Source organism: Saccharomonospora sp. (genome assembly GCF_027317685.1).
Lineage (GTDB): Bacteria > Actinomycetota > Actinomycetes > Mycobacteriales > Pseudonocardiaceae > Saccharomonospora.
This window is the reverse complement of sequence record NZ_DAHVQP010000082.1, coordinates 1-20,560: the sequence shown is the minus strand read 5'-3', so window position 1 is coordinate 20,560 and position 20,560 is coordinate 1. Positions and strand designations below refer to the sequence as shown.

Sequence of the window (20,560 nt, the reverse complement as noted above, 5' to 3'; positions counted from 1 at the left end):
CCCGCACTACACGGCGCTGGTACCGACCCAGTTGGCGCGGTTGCTCGACGCGGGCGGCGCGGGGGCCGAGGGGTTCGACGCGATCGTCCTCGGCGGCGCGGCCCTACCGGACGAACTGCGGCGCAGGGCCGAACGCGCGGGCGTTTCGGTGGTCCCCTCCTACGGCATGAGCGAGACCGCAAGCGGTTGCGTGTACGACGGGGTCCCACTCGACGGGGTTCGCATCAGGCTGGGCGACAAGGACCGCATCGAGGTGTCCGGCGCCGTGCTCGCCCACGGTTACCGCCTCGACCCGGAACAGACGGCGGCTTCGTTCGTCGACGGCTGGTTCCGCACCAGCGACGTCGGCCGACTGTCCACCGAAGGCGAGTTGACGGTTCTCGGCCGGATCGACGACATGATCAACACCGGTGGGGTGAAGGTGCCCGCGTGCCACGTGGAGGACGCGCTGACCCGGCAGGACGGCGTGGAAGCGGCGTGCGTGGTCGGCCTGCCCGACCCGGAATGGGGGCAGATCGTGGCCGCCGCCGTCGTGCTCACGAAGTCCACTCGCTCGCCGTCCGAGGACCGGCTGCGCGACGCGGTGAGGGCCGACCTCGGTTCCGTCGCCTCCCCCAAGCTGGTGCGGGTGGTCGACGAGCTGCCGTTGATCGGCCCCGGCAAGGTGGATCGGAGTGCCGTACGCCGCCTTCTGCACGACCACGTCGATCACTCCGGCCGCGATACCGAAAAATGAACGACATGGCTACCGTCGCGGAGTGGATCGAAGGGGCACGGCCACGCACGCTGCCCAACGCCATCGCCCCCGTACTGGTCGGCGTGGGTGCCGCAGCACAGCTGGACGCCGTGTCGTGGTGGCGCTCACTGCTGGCGCTGCTGGTGGCGATGGCTCTGATCATCGGCGTGAACTACGCCAACGACTACTCCGACGGCGTCAAGGGCACCGACAACGAGCGGGTGGGCCCGTTGCGCCTGGTCGGCTCCGGTGCCGCGTCCGCCAAGACCGTGCTGGGCGTCGCGTGGAGCCTGTTCGGCTTGGCGGGCCTGTTCGGCCTGATACTCGTAGTGGCGTCCGGCCAGTGGTGGCTGCTCCTGCTCGGCGCTTTGTGCATCGCGGGCGCCTGGTTCTACACCGGCGGGTCGCGCCCGTACGGCTATGCGGGGTTCGGCGAAGTCGCCGTGTTCGTGTTCTTCGGACTCGCGGCCGTGCTCGGCACCGTGTACGTACAAGCCGGGCGGGTGAGTTGGGAGGCCCTGGGCTGCGCGGTGGCCGTGGGGAGCCTCTCGATGGCGGTGCTGGTGGCCAACAACCTGCGGGACATCCCCACCGACCGGGAAGCGGGCAAGATCACGCTGGCCGTGCGGTTGGGCGACCCGGGCACACGGCGGTTCTACCTCGTGCTCGTCACGGTGCCGTTCCTCGTCACGGTGGCGCTGGCGTTCGCGCACCCCGTGACACTGGTGGGGCTGCTGACGGCGGCGCCGCTCATCACGCCGGTGAAGACCGTCACGGCGGGTAGCACCGGCCTGCAACTCATCCCCGTGCTGCGGGACACCGGCTTGGCCATGCTCGCGTGGGCGGTACTCACCGGAGCGGCGCTGGCTTTCGCGGGTTGACCCGGCCCGCCTGGAATCAGCCCGGGAACACGCCCGTGTCCAGGAAGCGCTCGAACGCTTTCAGGTGCGGCTCGATGTCCAAGCCGTTCTCGGCGAGCCAGGCGTCGTTGTAGTACGTGCCGGCGTAGCGCTCGCCGCCGTCGCACAGCAGTGTCACCACACTGCCGCGCTCACCGCTGGCCAACATCCGCGAGATGAGAGTGAAGGCGCCGTAGAGGTTCGTGCCCGTCGAACCGCCCGCCCAGTGGCCCGTACGTTCCCGCAGGAACCGGATCGCCGCCAAAGAAGCGGCGTCGGGCACCTGGATCATCTCGTCGATCACCGCGGGGATGAACGACGGTTCCATCCTCGGCCGCCCGATGCCTTCGATACGCGACGGCATGCCCGTCTGGTAATCCGACGCACCCGTCCGCCACGCGCCGTAGAACGCGGAGTTCTCCGGATCGACCACCGCGATCCGGGTGTCGTGCCTGCGGTAACGCACGTACCGGCCGAAGGTCGCGCTCGTACCTCCCGTGCCCGCGCCCACCACGATCCACGTCGGCACCGGGTGCCGCTCCGACCGCAACTGCGTGAACACCGACTCGGCGATGTTGTTGTTGCCGCGCCAGTCGGTGGCCCGCTCGGCGTAGGTGAACTGGTCGAGGTAGTGGCCGTTGCACTCGGCGGCGAGGCGCTCGGCCTCCGTGTACATGTCCGGTGGCCGATCGACGAAGTGGCATCTACCACCGTAGAACTCGATGAGGTCGATCTTCTCCTGACTGGTGTTGCGCGGCACGACGGTGACGAACTCCAGCCCGAGCATGCGGGCGAAATACGCCTCCGACACCGCCGTGGACCCGCTCGACGCCTCCACGAGCACCGTGTCCGGACCGATCTGCCCGTTCACCAGGCCGTACAGCAACAAAGACCGGGCCAGCCGGTGTTTGAGCGAGCCCGTGGGATGCACGGACTCGTCCTTCAGGTACAGGTCGATTCCCCACTCGGGAGGCAGCGGGAAGACGTGCAGGTGGGTGTCGGCACTGCGGTTGGCATCGGCCTCGATGATGCGGATGGAATCCCGCACCCACGCGTCGTTCACTCGTCCCCCGCCTTGTCCGTCCTGCCCGTGTCGTCCGTGTCGTTCGTGTCTTCCGCTCCGGACCCGTCCTTGGACGTCGGTGAGTCCGGCGGGGTGTCAGTCTTACCGGACTCGTCGCCGATGTCGAGTTCCTCACCACGCAACTGGGCTCGCAGCCTGGCCCGCTCCCTGGCACGGTGCTCGTTCCGCGCCGCGAGTCCGGCCGTCACTCGGTCGTTGAGTGAACGGAACAGCAACAGACCGAGCGGCAGACCCACCACCAGGCCCATGATCAGCGCGACGAGCAGCGGCACCCGGAACAGCACGAGAACGGCGACGATCACCGCGACCAGGGCGAATCTGGCCAGCACGTACAGCAGGAGGTCGCGGAGCAGCGTGTCGGATCGGCGTTCGCTCACGCTCTACGAGGCTACGCCGTGCGCCGCACCACCCGCGCGCCGCCCGAAACAGCGCGTTTGTCCCTTACTACCTCTTTACTCATTGACAACCGTTCGAGTACTCGACGGGTAGAGTGACACGATTGTGACCTCCGAGTGAGTGAAGGAGGCGAAGAGTGACCGCGAGCACTGGAGGCCGGCTACTGACGCCGGGTGAAGTCGCCGCACTGTTTCGAGTCGACCCCAAGACGGTGACCCGCTGGGCCACCGCCGGTCGGATCGGCTCGATTCGCACGCCTGGGGGCCATCGCCGATTCCGTGAATCCGAGGTCAACCAGCTCCTCGCCGAGCTGACGACCAACGCGAGCGAACGCCCTCGGAGCTGAAAAAGGCGCCACCGGGGTGTCTTTCGCCTCTCGTTGCGAAGGACACCCCGGACAGCGCAACGGGTAAAAGGGGTAATCTCGAAGACTGTAGTGTGGTAGTACGCGTGACACCCCGAAAGGAGCGAGCATGATCTACCTGCTCGCGGCGATCGGCGCCGCCACCATTGCCTTCCTGCTGTGGCGTGCCCTCGGCGCTGACCGCGTCGGAGTGTCATCGCGCCAAGCTCCCCGCCAAGCTCCCGTGGCACCGGACGACGACCCCGAGTTCCTGCGTCGCCTCAGCGAACAGCAGCGCAAGCAGCAGAACACGGACGAGGACGGGAAGAACTAGCCTTCGGCTGATCAGCGTAGGGGATGCCCGCCGAAGCCGTCGGCGATCGTCGCGGCGAGCTCCAACAACGCCAATCTGGTTCCATCGGCCAACCGGTCCAACTCGATCTCCGCTCCCTCCTCCAGGTGAGGGTCGAACGGGATGCGGGCCACCGCACGAACCCTGGCGGCGAAGTGCGCCGAGAGTTTGTCCAGATCCACCGACCCCGCCTTCGGCCACACCGAGTTGATGACGACCACCGACTGTGTCACGAGATCGCCATATCCGTGTGCGTCGAGCCAGTCCAAAGTCGCCGACGCGCTACGCGCGCCGTCCAGCGACCCCGACGACACCACCACGAGCATGTCGGCGGAGTCGAGCACGCCCTTCATCGCGGAATGCATCAATCCGGTGCCGCAGTCGGTGAGCACGATGTTGTAGAAGTGCTCCAGCACCGACACCACGCGCAGGTAGTCATGCTCGGAGAACGCCTCCGACACGGCGGGGTCTGAGTCGCTAGCCAGGATCTCCAGCCTGCTCGGTCCCTGTGATGTGTAGGTCCGCACGTCGCTGTAGCGGGTGATGCTGTCGGCATCGCGGAGCAGGTGCCGCACCGTCGCGGTGGTCTCGATGGGGATCTTCTGCGCCAGCGTGCCCGCGTCGGGGTTGGCGTCGACGGCGACCACCCGGTCTCCGCGCAGCGACGCGAACGTGGAGCCGAGCGTGGTCGTGATGGTGGTCTTGCCGACGCCGCCTTTCAGACTCAACATCGCGATGCGATAGCAGCCGCGCAGGGGTTGGTTCACCCGCGAGACCAGTTCCCTGCGTCTGCGGTCGGCCGGGCTCTCTCCGAGGTTGACGAGTTTTCCGCTCGCCACGTACACGGCCCTGCGCCAACCCGACTTGGGCTCCCGCTTCGGCTTACGCACGAAACGGGAGGTGTCGTCGAGGCCCGCGTCCCCGAGTGGGTACGCATAGCCCGGGTACTGCGGCCGAGACGACGGCGGATGCCCCTGCGCCCCGTACTGCGGGTGCTGCGCGGGCCCCGCGGGTGGCCCAGCGCCCTGCCGACCCTGCCACGGCTCCGGATTTCCCTGCTGCCACCGGGCCGTCGGCGAGGGATAGGGCGTCGAGTCCGTACTCGCCTCGGAATAGAGAGGATGATCTCGCCCGCCGACTCCGTTGGGTCCGGTCACCGCCTCAGTCCTCCGATGGATTGCCGAGCGTCCCCCTCACGCCTCACACGGGTGACGGTAGTCGCAGCCGGACATGGGCGTCAGCTTACTCCGGCATACGAGTGAAGACCGGCCGACACGAGGTTCACGAAGAACAGGTTGAACACCGTCGCCGCGAATCCGACGATGTTGATGACAGCGGCGCGGGTGCCCCGCCAGCCCGCCGTGGCGCGGGAGTGCAGGTACGCGGCGTAGATCACCCAGGACACGAAGGCCACGGTCTCCTTGGGGTCCCATCCCCAGAACCGGCCCCACGCCGCTTCCGCCCACACGGCGCCGCACAGGATTCCGAAGGTGAACACCGGGAAGGCGAACACGGTCGTCCGGTAGGCGACCTTGTCGAGGATGTCGGCCGACGGCAGTTTCGGTCCGAACCGGCCGAACTTCACCGGATCCCGGTCGTGGGCCGAGCGGATGAGGTACAGGATGCTGGCCGCACCGGGGATGAGGAACACTCCCGAGGACGCCGCCGCTGCGGCGACGTGGATCACCAGCCAGTAGGACTGCAGTGCGGGCTGCAGCGGGGCCGCCACGGCGTAGAGCATGGTGCCGCCGACGAACATCAGGATGACCACGGGCAGCAGCACGAACGCCGAGAGGTGGCGCAGCGGGTACTTCCGCAACAGCACGAGCCAGGTGACCACGCCGATGAACGTGATCGCCGCGATGTACTCGTACATGTTGCCCCAGGGCACGCGGCTCGTCGCGAGCCCTCGCAGCACGAGCGCCGCCAGATGCAGTGCCGCGGCGAGGATGGTCAGCGCAACGCCCATCCTGCCGAGGCGTTCCGTCCGGGTCCTCGGCGCTCGACCAGTCGACGGCGGCACGTCCTTGGCGACCTCGACCGTCCCGACATCGGAACCGGATCCGGCTCCCGCGCCGACGAGCTGACGCTCACGCGTACGTTCGGCGACTCGCTTGCCGTGTTTGCCGAAGGACTGCTCTACGAGGAAGAAGATCATCGCCAGCAGGTACACCACGACCGACGTGGTGTACGACCAGTCGCTGTACTGGGACAGCGTCTCGTTCACCGGCATCTGCGTGCCTTTCTAGTCCTGTGGCGTGCGGCCGAGGAGGTCCCGCGAGATGGCTGTGAACTCCTCGCCGTAGCCGGCCTGATCGGTACGGGCGAGCCCGCCCAACTCTACTACTGCGCGTCGGACATCGCTGGTGCCGCCGCCGGTACTGTCGGCGAGCGGAGTCACTCTGGCCCAGAACCGGCGCCGCTTCACCGAAAGCGAAGCCCCGAGCCCCACGAACATCGCGATGGCGAAGCCCAGCATCCAGCCCTGCGTCGGGTCGTGCGACACCTGCAACGACACCCACCGGCGCACGCCGTCGAAACTGATCTGCGTGCCGTCGTCGAGAGTGATGCTCTCACCGATCTCCAGGTTCTCCCGCGCCACCCGCTCCAGGCGCCCGCTGTCCACCATCGACTGATCGATCTCGAAAATCGACTGCGAGCGTCCGGCGTCGATGCCGAGTTCCCCGCGCATGATGTCCACGGCGACCGCGGGCTCGGTGAGGTCGGGGAACGACGACGTGAGGATGTTGCCGTGGAACGCCGCCGTCGGCGCGAACAGGCCCGTGACCGCGAGCTGGTTCTCGCGCCGGGTCCTGGAGTCGGTGACGCCGGGCGGGTCGAACTTCGTTGCGCCCTGCGACAGCATCGTGTTCAGGTCGGTGGGCCGCCACTGGATGGTCTGTGTCCGTGACTCGCCGTTGGGCCAGGTCACCGTGAACGTCGGCGCGTAGCCGTGGCCCAGCAGGTACACACGGTCGCCCGCCGTGCGCAGCGGAGCGTTGACCTCCAGGCGGTAGTCGCGCCACGTGCCCGAAGCCAGGTCCTCGCCCGACTGGTACCGGATATCGGCCGCGTAGTTCACCGGCTGTCCCGCGTCGGTGTAGGTGGGCTCGAAGTCGTCGACGCGCACACAGAACGGGTTCAGCTCCGTACCGTCCACCTGCAGGCCGGGGTTGAACGAGTCGTAGGCGAAGATCCCGGAGTTGCAGAATTCCTGACCGTCGGCGTGCACGATGACCTGGCCCTCGTAGGAGTACATCGCGCCGATGGCGAAAGCGACGATGATGCCCAGGATGCCGAAGTGGAACACCAGGTTGCCGGTCTCACGCAGGTAGCCGCGTTCGGCGCTGATCGTGCGCGCCCCGCCGGCCTCGGTGCGTTCGGTGACGCGCCAACCGCGCAGCCTGCGCCGCACCGACGCGATGACCGCATCGGGGTCGTCGTCGACCTCGGCCCGGGTGTGGTGCGGTAGCCGGGCCAGGTTCTTGGGGGTGAGCACCGGGCCCGACCGCATGGCCCGGATGTAGTCCCCCGTCCTGGGCACCAGGCACCCGACCAACGACACCATCAGCAGCAGGTAGATCGCCGAGAACCAGACACTGCTGTAGACGTCGAAGAACTGCAGGCGGTCGAGCAGCCGTCCCCACCAACCGTTCTCGGCGATGTACTCCTCGGTCTGCTGGGCGTTGAGGTCCCACTGCGGCAGCAGCGCTCCGGGCAGCGCGGCCAACGCGAGCAGGAACAGCAGCACCAGTGCGGTGCGCATGGACGTCAGCTTGCGCCACGTGTTGCGCAGGAACGCCAGCGCACGCCGTGTCGGTGTCTGCCGGTAAGCCGGCCGTGCCTCCTGCGGCGCGTCGTCGGTCACGGTCTGTCGGTCACTCATAGCGGCAACCTCATGTCCGAGATGACGGAGTTCCGCATCCACGCCATCAGGTCCGTCCACAGTCCAGTCACCAACAGCACGCCCACGACGAGCAGCAACACTCCGCCGAAGATCTGCACCCGGCGACTGTTACGGCGCAGCCACGTCGCCGCCCCGACCGCCCAACGGGCTCCCGCCGCGATGAGCAGGAACGGCAAGCCCAGGCCGAGGCAGTACATCAGCACCAGAAAGACTCCCCGCGCCCCCGTGCCACCGCTGGCCGCGGCGATCGCCAACACCCCGGACAGCGTCGGACCGATACACGGAGCCCAACCCAGGCCGAACACGGCACCGAGCACCGGCGCGCCCCACAACCCGGCCCGGGGCACGTGGTGGAGGCGAACGTCCTTCTGCAGCACGGGAATGAAGCCGAGGAAAACGAACGCCATCGCGATGACGATCACTCCGCCGATGCGTTGCAGGAGTTCCTCGTTGACGTACAGGACGTCGGCCAGCCACACCAGGCCGCCGACGCTGGCCGTGAACACCACGGTGAACCCGAGCACGAACAGCCCGGCCGCGCCGACGACCGCGAGCCGCCCCTTCTTGCGGCCCTCGTCCGGGCTCACCGCGGGGGCGTCGGCACCGACCAGCGCTGCGAGGTAGGCGAGGTAACCGGGAACCAGTGGCACCACACACGGGGAGGCGAACGAGATCGCACCCGCGAGCAGCGATAGCCCGACGGCGAGCAGCAGCGGCCCGGAGGCCGCCAGCTCGGATACCGCATTCACGGCGTTCAGCGTAGGGAATACGGTTCGCGTGAAGCCCACCGGCCTGGCAGGCGAGTGAGCTGGATGACCGGAATGCCCTGGATCAGGCCGCCTCCTCCGCCACCAACCGGTCGACCAAGGGCCGCAGATCCGAGGCGAGCAGTGCCCGCAGGAAAACGGCCGCGACCCGGCCCTGGCGGTCCACCACGATGGTGGACGGCACAGCGGTACGCGGATAGCCGGACAGGTTGACCAGCGACCGGCCCGAGGGATCGTAGATCGACGGATATGTCAGGCCCCGGTCCCGGACGAAGTCCTGTGGCGCGGACCGATCGTGCTCGCGCACGTCGATACCGAGCACCGCCACGCCGTCGTCCTTGGTCTCCTCGTACAGCTTCTGCAGCTCCGGCGCCTCGGCGCGGCACGGGCCGCACCACTGGCCCCAGAGATTGATGACCAGGACCTGGCCCTCGAAGTCGGAGGCGGCGATGCGTTTGTCCGGGTCGAACAGGTCCTCGCCGGCCAGTTCGGGCAGTTTCTGCCGCTGTTCGCCCTCGTAGTAGATGTCCACCTGCCCGTCGGGCGAGACGAAACTGAAGTCGTCCCCGCCGCCGGCGGAGCATCCGGTCACTGCCACGGTCACCGCCGCGAACACCGCGGCGAGCGTCTTTCTCCACCTGTTCGTCATGCGCCAGTCACCGTCGGATCGGTACTGCCGGCCGGCTCGCTGTAGACGATGTCGACCAGCTGCTCGTCGACGAAGACGAGGCTGGTGAGCGACGCCAGCGAGCACTGCCGCCGTCTCGGATCGTGCCACAGCCGCTTACCCTCCAGGTAGCGGCGCAGGGTCCAGATGGGCAACTGGTGCGACACGCACAGCGCCTCTCGTCCCTCGGCCGCGTTCCTGGCGGCGTGCACGGCACCCAACATCCGGTGGGCGATCTCCAGATACGGCTCCCCCCACGACGGACGTGCAGGGTTGCGCAGCTTCGGCCAGTGTTCCGGCCGACGCAGCGCACCGTCGCCCACGCTGACCTTCAACCCTTCGAAGAGGTTGTCCGCCTCGATGAGGCGCTCGTCGGTGGCCACGTCGAGCCGGTGCGCCGCCGCGACGGGAGCGGCCGTCTCCTGCGCCCGCTCCAACGGTGAGGCGACGACGTGCACCACCGCGTGTGACGACAAAGCCTCCGCCACGAGTTCCGCCTGCCGTCGTCCGCGCTCGGACAACCGGTAGCCGGGAAGCCGTCCGTAGAGCAAACCGTCCGGGTTGTACACCTCACCGTGGCGCAGTAGGTGGACGATCGTGCGTGTCCCGCAGGTCATGGCCGCTCCGCCGACGCTGCGGCCTGCGCGGCCTTCGGCAACGCGGCCTCGATGATCTCGAACGCGGCCTCGTCCATCGCGGCGTTGACGAACCAAGCCTCAAACGCGCTCGGCGGCGGGTACACACCGGCCTCCAGCAGCGCGTGGAAGAACGGCTTGAAACGCCAGGTCTCCGACGCGGCGGCAGCGGCGTAGTCGTGCACGGGCCGGTCGGTGAAGTACACGCTGAGCAGGTTGCCGGCGTACGACACCGTGTGCTCGACCCCCGCGGCGGCCAACGCCTGGCTGAGCAGCCCGCCGAGCCGCTCGGCGTTGGCGTCGAGGGCCCGGTAGACGGCGTCGTCGGCCAGTCGCAACGTGGTCAGTCCGGCGGCCACGGCGACGGGGTTCCCGGACAGCGTGCCCGCCTGGTACACCGGCCCGGACGGGGCCAGCCGCGCCATCACGTCGGCCCGGCCTCCGAACGCGGCGGCGGGCAGCCCACCGGACATCACCTTGCCGAAGGTGTAGAGGTCACCGGCCACGCCTTCACGGCCGTACCAGCCCGCGGCCGAGACACGGAAGCCGGTCATGACCTCGTCCATGATCAGCAGAGCGCCGTGCTCGTGCGCGATGTCACGCAGGGCGGCGTTGAATCCCTCACGCGGCGCGACGGCACCCATGTTGCCCGGCGCCGCTTCGGTGATCACCGCCGCGATCGAGTCGGGGTTCTCGGCGAACGCGGCGCGCACGGCCTCGACGTCGTTGTACGGCAGCACCAGCGTGTCGGCGGCCTGGGCACCCGTGACACCGGGGGACGTCGGCAGGCCCAACGTGGCCACACCGGAACCCGCCTGCGCCAGGAGCGCGTCCACGTGTCCGTGGTAGCAGCCGGCGAACTTGATGATCTTGCTGCGACCGGTGAAGCCGCGGGCCAGCCGGATGGCGCTCATCGTGGCCTCCGTGCCGGAGTTCACCAGCCGCACCCGCTCCACGGGTTCCACCCGCCGGATGATCTCCTCGGCGAGTTCGACCTCACCGGTGGTCGGAGTACCGAACGACAATCCCGACAACGCGGCCTCGCGCGTGGCGTTCACCACCTCGGGGTGCGCGTGGCCCAGGATCATCGGCCCCCACGAGGACACCAGGTCGACGTAGCGGTTGCCGTCGGCGTCCCACAGGTAGGCGCCCTCGCCGCGCACCATGAACCGTGGGGTACCACCCACCGCCGCAAACGCCCGCACCGGCGAGTTCACTCCGCCCGGAGTGGCGGCTGTAGCCCGCTCGAACCAGGACTTGGACTGCTCGACTGCTCCACTCACATCTGCCAGTCTCCCAAAGACGCCTCATCGCGCATCGGCTGGCCGGTCCGGGCGAGACGAACGTCGCCTTCTCCACCGCCGTGTACGCACGCCGAGCACGGCCTGTCGCGCCGCGTCCACCACCAGCAACGCGGCGACCGCGACACACGCGAACGCCAAGCCGACCCAGTCGCCCTCGTACACGCGCGACACCAGCTCGGCGCCGTCGTCGGTGCGGATCGTCATCGTGCTCACGGCATCGCCCCAGAACCACGTGGCCGCCCAGCCCGCCACCACCGCGAGCACCGACTCCACGGCCGACACCACCAGGCGCCACGGCTGGTGCAGACGGTCCTGGGAGTTCCGCGGCGAAGACGGCGAAGACGGGGAGGAAGAGCTGGAAGAGGCGACGTCGGTCACGGCGGGCAGTTTCTCATGCCCGGTCCCGCAGCACGGAGCGCAACGCCTCGCGCAGTGCGTCGCCGTCACGTGCCCACGCGAGCACCACCGTGTCGTCGTCCAACCGCAACGGCACCTCGGCGAACTTCCGCGGCACACTCAGGCCACCGCCGAGAACACGGGTACCCGGCGGAGCCTCGACATCGTCCACCGCGGCGATGCGGTCGATCGCCAACCGTTCACCGCCCTGCCACAACTCGGTGTCGGTGACCCGTGCGGACAGGAACCGACGCCGCGCGTACACCCATAAAGCGGTGAGCGCGAACAGGCCGACGCCGACCGACAGCCACAGCATCGCGTTCACCCGCCCGCCGGCGAGCGACTCGCCCACATACCCGACGAGCGCGAACAGCGGCCCCCACGTCAGCGCCCAACCACTCGCGCCCCGCTCGTGGTAGCGATCGCGGTGTTCGACGCCGTCCGAGTGGTTGTCCGAGTCGTTCAGCGCCGCATCCCTTCCGGTCCTCTCGGGCCGGGGAAATAGTGGGCGACGCTCGGCAGGTAGAGCAGTACCGTGCCCACCAACGCCAGCAGGGACGCGATCAACATCGGCAGACTGGTCGGGAACAGCAGCAGCTGCAACAGCACGATGACCGCGGTCAGCACGGTGAGGACCGTGCGCGCCGACCGCGTCCCCTCCCGGGCCTTCCACGCAAACAGCGCGAACAACACCGCCAACGCCAAAGCACCGACGAACAGCGTCCACAGCAGTGTCGTGACACCCGTTCGGATCTCGTCCTCGCTGAGTTCATCGGTGGTGTTGAGGTCGATCAACGTCTCGGCGACGAGTTCCTGCTGCGTCAACGTGAGGCCGAACGTGACCGCGAGGACCAGCCCGGCGAGGACGTAGAGCACGAACGACACCGTCACCGGTGTCGGTGGCTTCACCTTCTCGCCATGCCGCCCCGGAGGGCTGGGTTCGGGAGGTAGCCCCTTCGCCCGCCGCTCCTCGTCCGACTCGCGAGGCTCGGGCGCGTCGCCCGAATCGCCTGAATCACTCACACTTCGACTCTAGTCCAGCCAAGCCGCCGCTTCAGCCGCCCAATACGTCAGGATCAGATCGGCACCGGCCCTGCGGATCGAGGTGAGGACCTCCAGGATCGTGCGTTCGCGGTCGATCCACCCGTTGGCCGCGGCGCCCTCGATCATCGAGTACTCACCCGAGATGTTGTACGCCGCCACCGGTACCGGTGACGCCTCCGCCGCCGCCTTCACGATGTCGAGGTAGGCCAGCGCGGGCTTCACCATCACGGCGTCCGCACCCTCCGCGATGTCCAGCTCGATCTCCCGCAACGCCTCCCTGGCGTTGCCGGGGTCCTGCTGGTAGGTGTTTCGGTCGCCGGTGAGCTGCGAGTCCACGGCCTCACGGAACGGCCCGTAGAAGGCGCTGGCGTACTTCGCCGAGTACGCGAGGATCCCGGTCTCGGCGTAATCGGCGTCGTCGAGTGCCCTGCGGATGACGCCGACCTGACCGTCCATCATGCCGCTGGGGCCGAGCATGTGCGCCCCGGCCTCGGCCTGGGCCAGCGCCATCTCGGCGTAACGGTCCAACGTGGCGTCGTTGTCCACCGTTCCCGACGCGTCGAGCACGCCACAGTGGCCGTGGTCGGTGAATTCGTCGAGACAGGTGTCGGCCATCAACACCGTGTCGTCACCGAGATCGGACCGCAGATCCCGCAGAGCGACGTTGAGGATTCCGTCGACATCGGTGGCCGCGCTCCCCACGGCGTCACGCGTGGCGGGAACGCCGAACAGCATCAGCCCGCCGACACCGGCCTCCACCGCCTCGGCGGCGGCCCGGCGCAGCGTGTCCCGAGTGTGTTGGACGACCCCGGGCATACTCCCGATGGGACGCGGCTCCTGCGCGCCCTCGGCGACGAACAGGGGCAGGATCAACTGACGTGGGCGCAACGTGGTCTCACTCACCAACCGCCGCATGGCGGCAGTGGTGCGCAACCGACGAGGACGATGTTCCGGAAACACCCTCCCGAGCCTAGTACGTGCAAAAGGCCGTCCTCACCGCCCGGCAAGCGGTGAGGACGGCCTTCTCGAAACGACCGCGATTTCTTCGGTGTCTTTAGGAGGAACGACGGGTGCGCTTGGCCTTGCGCGGCGGCGGCAGAGCGCCCTCGGCGCGCAGCTTGGCGGCGTGCTCGGCCAGGGCGTCCACCAGCATCACGGCGTTCGGCTGCTCCGGCCGCACGTCCACCCGAAGACCGAACTCGGTGGCCGTCTCGGCCGTCTTCGGCCCGATGCAGGCCACGAGCGTGCGCGCGTGCGGCTTACCCGCGATACCCACCAGGTTGCGCACCGTCGACGACGACGTGAAGCACACCGCGTCGAACCCACCCGTCTTGATCATCTCGCGGGTCTCGGCGGGCGGCGGAGCGGCACGCACCGTGCGGTACGCCGTCACGTCGTCGACCTCCCAGCCACGCTCCTGCAAGCCCGCCGACAGGATCTCGGTGGCGATGTCGGCCCTCGGCAGCAGCACGCGGTTCACCGGGTCCAGCACGTCGTCGTAGGGCGGGAACTCCTCCAGCAGCCCCTCACTCGACTGCTCACCCTTCGGTACCAGCTCCGGGATGATGCCGAACGAACGCACCTTGTCGGCCGTCGCCTCACCCACGCAGGCGATCTTCACGCCGGAGAACGCCCTGGCGTCGAGGCCGAACTCGTTGAACTTCTCCCACACCGCGCGCACGGCGTTGGCGGAGGTGAAGACGAGCCACTGGTAACGGCCGTCCACCAGGCCCTTCACGGAGCGCTCCATCTGCGCCGGGCTACGCGGCGGCTCCACCGAGATCGTGGGGACCTCGTGCGGGGTCGCGCCGTGGCTGAGGATCCGCTCGGCCATGTCGCCCGCCTGCTCCTTGGTGCGCGGGACGAGGACCTTCCAGCCGTACAGCGCGCGCGACTCCCACCACGACAGCTTCTGCCTGTTGCTCACGGGCTCGCCGATGGTCACCACCAGCGGACCGACGAGCTCACCCGCGTCGGTGGCGAGCGAGGCGAGCGTGGAGTCCAGCGTGCGCTGGGTGTTGATGGTGCCGTTCGAGGTCACCGCGACGGGAGTCTGGGCGGACATGCCGTGCTCCACCAGCGCCGAAGCCGCCTCCGCGAGGTGGCTCGACGTCGCGTGCAACACGATCGCGCCGGGCGTGGCGGCCAGCCCGGCCCAGTCCACCTCACCGGCACGCAGATCCACCTCGGTGTGCACGCCGCCGAGCGCGATACCCGCGTACGCGGGCGTGGCCGTGCCCGAGGGCACACCGGGAACCACGTCGAACACCGCGTTGGTGCGGGAAACCGCCTGCACCTCGGCGATGACGGCCTGCTGGGTCAGCGGGTCACCGGCGGTCAACCTCAACACGAGCCTGCCCGCCTTGGCCTCCGCGGCCAGGTCCTTGGCAACGTCACCGGGCTCGCCGACGGCGGGACGGACCTCGGCCTCGGCGCCTGCGTAGGCGAGCACACCTGCGGGCACATCGGGGTCGGTGACCACGAGGTCGGCCTTGGCGAGCAGGTCCCGGGCACGGACCGTCAACAGCCCGGCGTCTCCGGGGCCCGAGCCCACGAAAGCAACACGCCCCGTGGTTTTGCGTGCGCGGGTCATTACGTCGTCTCTCCTCGTCGTCGGCCGTTCGTCACGGCCAAACGTTCTTGTTCGCGATTACCGGGATATCAGCGCGACAGGGCGCCGGCACCGAGGTCGAGCAGCTCGGAAGCCACCGTGCGGCCGAGCCTGTCGGCTTCGTGCTTGTCGGCGACCGCCGACGCCTTGAGGATCTGCACGGAGTCACCCTCCGTGGCGGTGGCGGCGACGCCCCGCAGCGAGAGGCGTTCGACTACGCCCCCTTCGCTGTTCAGATCCTCGACGACCTCGGCGAGTGCGCCTACGGGTGCGCTGCAGCCGGCTTGCAGTGTCGCGAGCACAGCCCGCTCGGCCGCAACGGCCACCCGTGTCGCTTCATCATCCACAATGGACCGAAGCAGGTGTTCGGTGTCCACGTCGTCGACGCGGGTCTCGACAGCCAACGCACCCTGCGCGGGTGCGGGCAGAATCTGAATCGGATCGATGACCTCGGTGACCAGGTCGAGCTTGCCCACTCGGGTCAGTCCCGCCTTGGCGACCACGATGGCGTCGAGCTCACCCGAGGTCACCTTGCTGATCCGGGTGTCGATGTTGCCCCGGATCGGCACGACCTCCAGCCCCAGTCCGAGCGCCCGGAGCTGTGTCATCCGGCGCGGCGACCCGGTGCCCACCTTCGCACCGGTCGGCAACTCACTCAGGGTGAGCCCGTCCCGGGCGATGAGCACGTCCCGCGGGTCCTCCCGCTTCGACACCGCGGCCAGCACGATGCCGGGCTCCGGGGCGGTGGGCAAGTCCTTGTAGGAGTGCACGGCGACGTCGACCTCCTTGGCCAACAGCGCTTCGCGCACCGCCGAGGTGAACACCCCGACGCCGATCTCGGCGATCGGTGCCGACGAGCGGTCACCCGGCGTCGAGATGGGGACGAGCTCGACCTTCTGCCCCGCCTCCTCCAATATCTTGCCGATCGTGCCGGTCTGGGCCATCGCGAGGTTGCTGGCACGCGTGCCGATCCGGATGGTCCTGCTACTGGGACTAGTCACTGTGGTCACCGTCGATCTGTTCGTGTTTGGGAGCCGCCGAGGGACTCGACACCGCTGTGGGCGCCTGCGGATCCAGTCCGAACAGTTCCCTCAGGGCGTTCGCGTAGTCGGTGTCCGACTTCTCGGCGGCGAGTTGCTTGACCCGCACGGTCGGTGCGTGCAGTAGTTTGTCCACGACGCGCCGCACCGTGCGGCCCAGCTCGTCGCGGACGTCGGCGTCGAGGTCCGGCAGCCGCCTGTCGAGGCGGAGCAGCTCGGCGTCGACCACTTCGGCGGCCCGTTTACGCAACGCCGTCACGGTCGGTGTGACAGCGGCACTGCGCTGGCCCGCCAGGTATGCGCGCACTTCGTCGAGGATGATGCCGGAGGCCTTGGCGAGCTGCTTGTCCGTGGTGGCGGTACCGGCCTCGGCCATGCGCCGCCGCACGGTCTCCAGGTCCACCAACGTGACGCCGGGCACGGCGCCGACCTCGTGTTCGACGTCTCTCGGCAGCCCGAGGTCACAGATCACCACGGGCCGATCGGCGCGGGAGGCGACGTGGTCGGTGCCGAGCACGGCGGTCTTGGCTCCCGTGCAGACGACCACGACGTCGGCGCGCGCCACCTCGTCGGTCAGCTCGGCCAGCGGCACGGCCTTCGCGGCCACGCCCTGCTCACTGAGCGAGGAGGCCAGCCGGACGGCCCTCTCACGCGTGCGGTTGATGACGGCGATCTCGGCGACACCGCCCTTACGCAGCTGTGACACCGCCAACGCGCCCATCGAACCCGCGCCGACGACGAGTGCCCGCCGTCCGGCCAGGTCCCCGGCCTCGGCCAACGCCTCGGACACCACCGACGCGCCGAGGCGGTCCAGACCGGTCTCGGTGTGCACGCGCTTGCCCACCCGCAGCGTCGTCTGGATCAGCTCGTGCAGCGTGCGGCCGACGGTGCCCATCTCGCGCGCCGTCGCGTACGAGGCGCGCACCTGGCCGAGGATCTGCGTCTCACCGACGACCATCGAGTCCAACCCGGCGGCCACGGAGAACACGTGCTCCACCGCGGCCCCCGCGTAATGGACGTAGAAGTGGTCGTACAACTCCGACGTCTCCATGCCCGCCTGCCGGGCGAGGACGTCGGCGATACTCGCGAGCCCACCGTGGAACGTCTCGACGACGGCGTAGACCTCGATGCGGTTGCACGTCGACAGCAGCATGACCTCGGACACGTCGTCCGCCTGCTGAAGTTCGTGCAGAACCTTGCCCACCTCGGCGGCGGGCACGGCGACCCGCTCCAGCGTGGCGAGATCAGCGGTGCGGTGGGACAAACCGATAGCCAAGACGCTCATCAGGACATCACCGCACCCTTCGCGCTACCGTCCGCGCCGTCCTCCACACTGTCGTCGGCCTCCCGGCCACCCACCTCGCCGCCCGCCTTGCGGGCCACGTGGAAGGACAAGATCTGTAACTCCACAGCCAGGTCGACCTTTCGCACCTCGACATGTTCGGGCACCTGCAACACCACAGGAGCGAAGTTCAGGATGCTCTGGACACCGCCGTCCACGAGCCGGTCACACACCGACTGCGCCGCAGCCGGTGGCGTCGCGATCACCCCTATAGAGATGTCCCGTTCGACACACACGGCGGGAATGTCGTCCAGGTGCGACACCGGTATCCCGCCCACCGGCACCCCGATCAGATCGGGGTCGACGTCGAACAGGGCCTCGACAGGGAATCCACGCCCGGGGAAACCACCGTAGTTCGCCAACGCATGTCCCAGGTTACCGATTCCCACGACGGCTACCTTGTGCTTACGCGTCAGCCCCAATGTGCGTTCGATCTGCCCGATCAGCACTTCGACCTCGTAACCGACACCCCTGGTGCCGTACGAACCGAGGTGCGACAGGTCCTTACGCAACTTGGCGGAATTCACACCGGCCGCGGCCGACAGCTCCTCACTGGACACCGTGGTCGAGCCCTGTTCCGCCATCTCGGACAACACCCGCAGGTAAACGGCGAGCCTGGCGACGGTCGCCTCGGGGACGGCCCGAGCGGTGTTCTGCCCCGCCGAGCCGGCCGCACCTCCGCCACCGTCGGCGTCGGCCCCCACGACCGGCAGCTGATCGGTCGGCGCGTTGTCGACGTCGGGGGCCCTTTTGGCCGCCGGTGCGGACCCATTGCGTCGGCCCCGCTGTGCCACCACGCTGGACTCCCGTCACCAAATAGAGAAATCACCCTTGACCGAGCGGGCACGAGTAGTGTTCGATACGCGGGCACCGCGCGGTGATGAGACCACGGTAGCCACTTGTGAACGTAGGCACAAAACCCCTGGTGAACACGTTGACGCAGGCCACATCGCGTGGTAACGGCGCGACCTCACCGCTCGGTGACCGAATCCCGGCCCGGCCTTTTCGATCAAGCTTCCAACGCCGCACGTAGGCGCTGCTCGTCGACCGACCAGTAACCGTGTTCGTCACCGTCCACGAGGATCACGGGCACGCGATCACCGTATTCGGCACGCCACTCCGGGTCGGTGTCCACGTCGGCGGTCGACCACCGCACCCCGAGCTCCCCGCAGATGCGCTCGACGTCCTGCTCGGCGCGCTCGCACGTGGGGCAGCCGCTACGGGTCATCACGACAACGGTGTGGCCGCCAGGTCCGGCGTCCTGCGACGAAGACTCAGGCATGTTCTCCATCCTCGCCCAGGCCGTCACCACCACGCAGACCGGCCCTGTGCAACTTGCCCATGGACTTGCCCATGGTCGAGTGCGGCAACTCGTCGGCGAACTCCACGATCCGCGGCACTTTGTACCCGGCGAGACGGTTCGCGCAGTGGTCGATCACCTGCTGCTCGGACAGCCCCACACCCGGGGCGGGGACCACCACGGCCTTCACCGCCTCCCCACTGCGTTGGTCCAGCACCCCGACCACCGCGGCCTCGGCCACCTGCGGCAACTCCCCGATCACGTCCTCCACCTCACGCGGGTAGACGTTGAACCCGTTGACGATCACCAGGTCGCTCGCGCGGTCCACCAGGTGCAGGTCACCGTCGACGTCGAGATAGCCGATGTCCTCGGTGCGGAACCAGCCGTCCTCGTCGGGACCGTGCGCGCCGTCCGGCCAGTAGCCGGAGAACAGGTTCGCCCCCCGCACAGCCACGAGCCCGGTGCCGTCGGCATCGTCGAACGTGTCATCGGGCTCGTCCGGGTCGACCGGGGCCGGCCCGGGGCGACCGTCGTCGTCCACCAGCCGCACCTCCACACCGGGCAACGGGCGCCCCACCGAACCGGGCTTGGCGTACCCGGTGACCAGTGTCGACGTCACCACCGGCGCCGCCTCGGTGAAACCGTAGCCCTCGTACACCGGCATGCCGGTGGCCGCGCGGACGTCGGCCAACACCTTCGGCCGCAACGGCGCCGCACCCGACACCAGCAACCGCGCGGTCGACAGGCACTCGCCGAGCTCGTCCGCGGGTCGCGCCGCCATCTCGACGTACATGGTCGGAACCCCGAGCACGACCGTGACCCGGTGATGCAGACAGTCGGACAGGGCACTGCGCACCTCGAACCGCGGCGCGAGCACGGCCGTGGCCCCCGCGGCAGTGACCGTGAGCAGGCCCGGACCGAGTCCGTAGACGTGGTGGAACGGCACCGCGAGGAACACGCGGTCACCCGGCTCGGCCGGGGACGGAGTCACCGAACGCAGCTGCTCGACGTTGGCGAGCAGGGCCCTGTGCGACAACATCACGCCCCGCGCGGGACCTGTGGTGCCGGAGGTGTACAGCAGCGCGGCGATGTCCTCCCCGCCCCGGGCACTCGCGTCGAACCCGTCGGTGTCCGCGAGTCCCCGTTCGTCGAGCACGGGCTCGACCACCGCGAGATCGGCGTCGGAGAACCCGCCGGAAGGCTTGTCTGCCAACAGCACCCAGGCACCGCTGTCGTCGAGCAACGGCAGCGACGCCGAGGCGGGTTCGTGCGGATTCAGCGGCACCGCGATGCCACCCGCACGCAGCACGGCGAAGAACGACACGGCGAACGCCGCGGACGTCGGAAAACGCACCGCGACCCTGTCGCCGAGCTCGACCCCGGCCCCCCGGAGTCCGCGCGCGGTGGCCGTGACCGCACGGTCCACTTCACGCCAGGTGAGTGTGGCGCCGGTCGCTGTATCGATCAATGCGAGATTGTCCGCCCGAGTACGCGCCGCAGCGGCGACGAGGCCCGCGACATTGCCGCTCCCACCTGTCACAACCTGCCCCTTCCACTTCCCCACGGTGCCGCCGCTGATCCACCGACACCCGCGCCCGAGACCGCGATGTCTCCGATTCGCAACCAGCACACCACTACCTACTTCGCGGTAACAACACGTATGCTCCATCGGGCGACGTAGTGGCGATGATCACGCAAAGCCGGGAAAGGGCCCGGAGGAGGTGCGACACGTGAGCA

At 68.7% G+C, this 20,560-nt stretch carries 23 protein-coding genes; 4 read left to right on the top strand and 19 right to left on the bottom strand.

What is annotated here, in order from left to right; all coding sequences use genetic code 11:
- Both M7H19_RS09710 and M7H19_RS09705 read left to right on the top strand, forming a co-directional pair.
- A partial coding sequence (locus M7H19_RS09710; protein WP_298179879.1) for an AMP-binding protein occupies positions 1 to 736 on the top strand: 736 nt, incomplete at its 5' end.
- 5 nt (positions 737 to 741) lie between these two features.
- Positions 742 to 1,617, top strand: coding sequence for a 1,4-dihydroxy-2-naphthoate polyprenyltransferase (locus M7H19_RS09705; RefSeq protein ID WP_298179877.1), 876 nt, complete (start codon positions 742 to 744; stop codon positions 1,615 to 1,617).
- 16 nt (positions 1,618 to 1,633) lie between these two features.
- Here M7H19_RS09705 and M7H19_RS09700 read toward each other — a convergent pair whose 3' ends face one another.
- Both M7H19_RS09700 and M7H19_RS09695 read right to left on the bottom strand, forming a co-directional pair.
- On the bottom strand, positions 1,634 to 2,698 hold the full coding sequence (locus tag M7H19_RS09700; RefSeq protein WP_298179875.1) for a PLP-dependent cysteine synthase family protein: 1,065 nt from the start codon (positions 2,696 to 2,698) through the stop codon (positions 1,634 to 1,636).
- Positions 2,695 to 3,096, bottom strand: coding sequence for a DUF4229 domain-containing protein (locus M7H19_RS09695; RefSeq protein ID WP_298179873.1), 402 nt, complete (start codon positions 3,094 to 3,096; stop codon positions 2,695 to 2,697). Before M7H19_RS09695 ends, M7H19_RS09700 begins: the two co-directional genes overlap by 4 nt.
- Positions 3,097 to 3,251: 155 nt before the next feature.
- Between M7H19_RS09695 and M7H19_RS09690 the strand changes: the two genes are divergently transcribed.
- Both M7H19_RS09690 and M7H19_RS09685 read left to right on the top strand, forming a co-directional pair.
- A complete protein-coding gene (locus tag M7H19_RS09690) occupies positions 3,252 to 3,461 on the top strand; it encodes a BldC family transcriptional regulator (protein WP_298179870.1) in 210 nt (69 codons plus the stop codon).
- Positions 3,462 to 3,588: 127 nt separating this feature from the next.
- Positions 3,589 to 3,792, top strand: a complete 204-nt coding sequence (locus tag M7H19_RS09685; protein ID WP_298179867.1) for a hypothetical protein — start codon at positions 3,589 to 3,591, stop codon at positions 3,790 to 3,792.
- A gap of 11 nt (positions 3,793 to 3,803) precedes the next feature.
- Here M7H19_RS09685 and M7H19_RS09680 read toward each other — a convergent pair whose 3' ends face one another.
- From M7H19_RS09680 to M7H19_RS09600, 17 genes are all read right to left on the bottom strand, one after another.
- Positions 3,804 to 4,967, bottom strand: coding sequence for a MinD/ParA family protein (locus M7H19_RS09680; protein ID WP_298179864.1), 1,164 nt, complete (start codon positions 4,965 to 4,967; stop codon positions 3,804 to 3,806).
- Positions 4,968 to 5,047: 80 nt separating this feature from the next.
- Positions 5,048 to 6,043, bottom strand: coding sequence for a c-type cytochrome biogenesis protein CcsB (ccsB, locus tag M7H19_RS09675; RefSeq protein WP_298179862.1), 996 nt, complete (start codon positions 6,041 to 6,043; stop codon positions 5,048 to 5,050).
- 12 nt (positions 6,044 to 6,055) lie between these two features.
- Complete coding sequence (locus M7H19_RS09670; protein ID WP_298179859.1) at positions 6,056 to 7,696, bottom strand: cytochrome c biogenesis protein ResB; 1,641 nt, start codon at positions 7,694 to 7,696, stop codon at positions 6,056 to 6,058.
- Positions 7,693 to 8,466, bottom strand: a complete 774-nt coding sequence (locus M7H19_RS09665; protein ID WP_298179857.1) for a cytochrome c biogenesis CcdA family protein — start codon at positions 8,464 to 8,466, stop codon at positions 7,693 to 7,695. The genes M7H19_RS09670 and M7H19_RS09665 overlap by 4 nt, the downstream gene beginning before the upstream one ends.
- An 82-nt stretch (positions 8,467 to 8,548) precedes the next feature.
- A complete protein-coding gene (locus M7H19_RS09660; protein WP_298179854.1) occupies positions 8,549 to 9,133 on the bottom strand; it encodes a TlpA disulfide reductase family protein in 585 nt (194 codons plus the stop codon).
- Entirely contained in the window at positions 9,130 to 9,768 is a 639-nt protein-coding gene (locus M7H19_RS09655; RefSeq protein WP_298179851.1) for a histidine phosphatase family protein, read from the bottom strand. Before M7H19_RS09655 ends, M7H19_RS09660 begins: the two co-directional genes overlap by 4 nt.
- On the bottom strand, positions 9,765 to 11,069 hold the full coding sequence (hemL, locus tag M7H19_RS09650; RefSeq protein WP_298179849.1) for a glutamate-1-semialdehyde 2,1-aminomutase: 1,305 nt from the start codon (positions 11,067 to 11,069) through the stop codon (positions 9,765 to 9,767). The genes M7H19_RS09655 and hemL overlap by 4 nt, the downstream gene beginning before the upstream one ends.
- Before the next feature lie 24 nt (positions 11,070 to 11,093).
- A complete protein-coding gene (locus M7H19_RS09645) occupies positions 11,094 to 11,468 on the bottom strand; it encodes a hypothetical protein (RefSeq protein ID WP_298179845.1) in 375 nt (124 codons plus the stop codon).
- Positions 11,469 to 11,481: 13 nt separating this feature from the next.
- Positions 11,482 to 11,874, bottom strand: a complete 393-nt coding sequence (locus M7H19_RS09640) for a hypothetical protein (RefSeq protein WP_298179882.1) — start codon at positions 11,872 to 11,874, stop codon at positions 11,482 to 11,484.
- Between the two features lie 74 nt (positions 11,875 to 11,948).
- Positions 11,949 to 12,509: a hypothetical protein gene (locus M7H19_RS09635; RefSeq protein WP_298179843.1), complete on the bottom strand. Its 561-nt coding sequence runs from the start codon at positions 12,507 to 12,509 to the stop codon at positions 11,949 to 11,951.
- A gap of 9 nt (positions 12,510 to 12,518) precedes the next feature.
- Positions 12,519 to 13,490: a porphobilinogen synthase gene (hemB, locus tag M7H19_RS09630; protein ID WP_298179840.1), complete on the bottom strand. Its 972-nt coding sequence runs from the start codon at positions 13,488 to 13,490 to the stop codon at positions 12,519 to 12,521.
- Positions 13,491 to 13,584: 94 nt separating this feature from the next.
- A complete protein-coding gene (locus M7H19_RS09625) occupies positions 13,585 to 15,123 on the bottom strand; it encodes a bifunctional uroporphyrinogen-III C-methyltransferase/uroporphyrinogen-III synthase (RefSeq protein ID WP_298179837.1) in 1,539 nt (512 codons plus the stop codon).
- Positions 15,124 to 15,191: 68 nt separating this feature from the next.
- Positions 15,192 to 16,142, bottom strand: coding sequence for a hydroxymethylbilane synthase (gene hemC / locus M7H19_RS09620; RefSeq protein ID WP_298179834.1), 951 nt, complete (start codon positions 16,140 to 16,142; stop codon positions 15,192 to 15,194).
- Positions 16,135 to 17,466 (bottom strand): glutamyl-tRNA reductase, encoded by a 1,332-nt coding sequence (locus M7H19_RS09615; RefSeq protein WP_298179831.1) that lies wholly within the window; start codon positions 17,464 to 17,466, stop codon positions 16,135 to 16,137. The genes hemC and M7H19_RS09615 overlap by 8 nt, the downstream gene beginning before the upstream one ends.
- Complete coding sequence (locus M7H19_RS09610) at positions 17,466 to 18,320, bottom strand: redox-sensing transcriptional repressor Rex (protein WP_298179828.1); 855 nt, start codon at positions 18,318 to 18,320, stop codon at positions 17,466 to 17,468. Before M7H19_RS09610 ends, M7H19_RS09615 begins: the two co-directional genes overlap by 1 nt.
- A gap of 212 nt (positions 18,321 to 18,532) precedes the next feature.
- Positions 18,533 to 18,805 carry a glutaredoxin family protein gene (locus M7H19_RS09605; RefSeq protein ID WP_298179823.1) on the bottom strand — a complete coding sequence of 91 codons (273 nt, stop codon included), beginning with the start codon at positions 18,803 to 18,805 and terminating at the stop codon, positions 18,533 to 18,535.
- Positions 18,798 to 20,363 (bottom strand): AMP-binding protein, encoded by a 1,566-nt coding sequence (locus M7H19_RS09600; protein ID WP_298179820.1) that lies wholly within the window; start codon positions 20,361 to 20,363, stop codon positions 18,798 to 18,800. The genes M7H19_RS09605 and M7H19_RS09600 overlap by 8 nt, the downstream gene beginning before the upstream one ends.
- Positions 20,364 to 20,560: the final 197 nt, after the last annotated feature.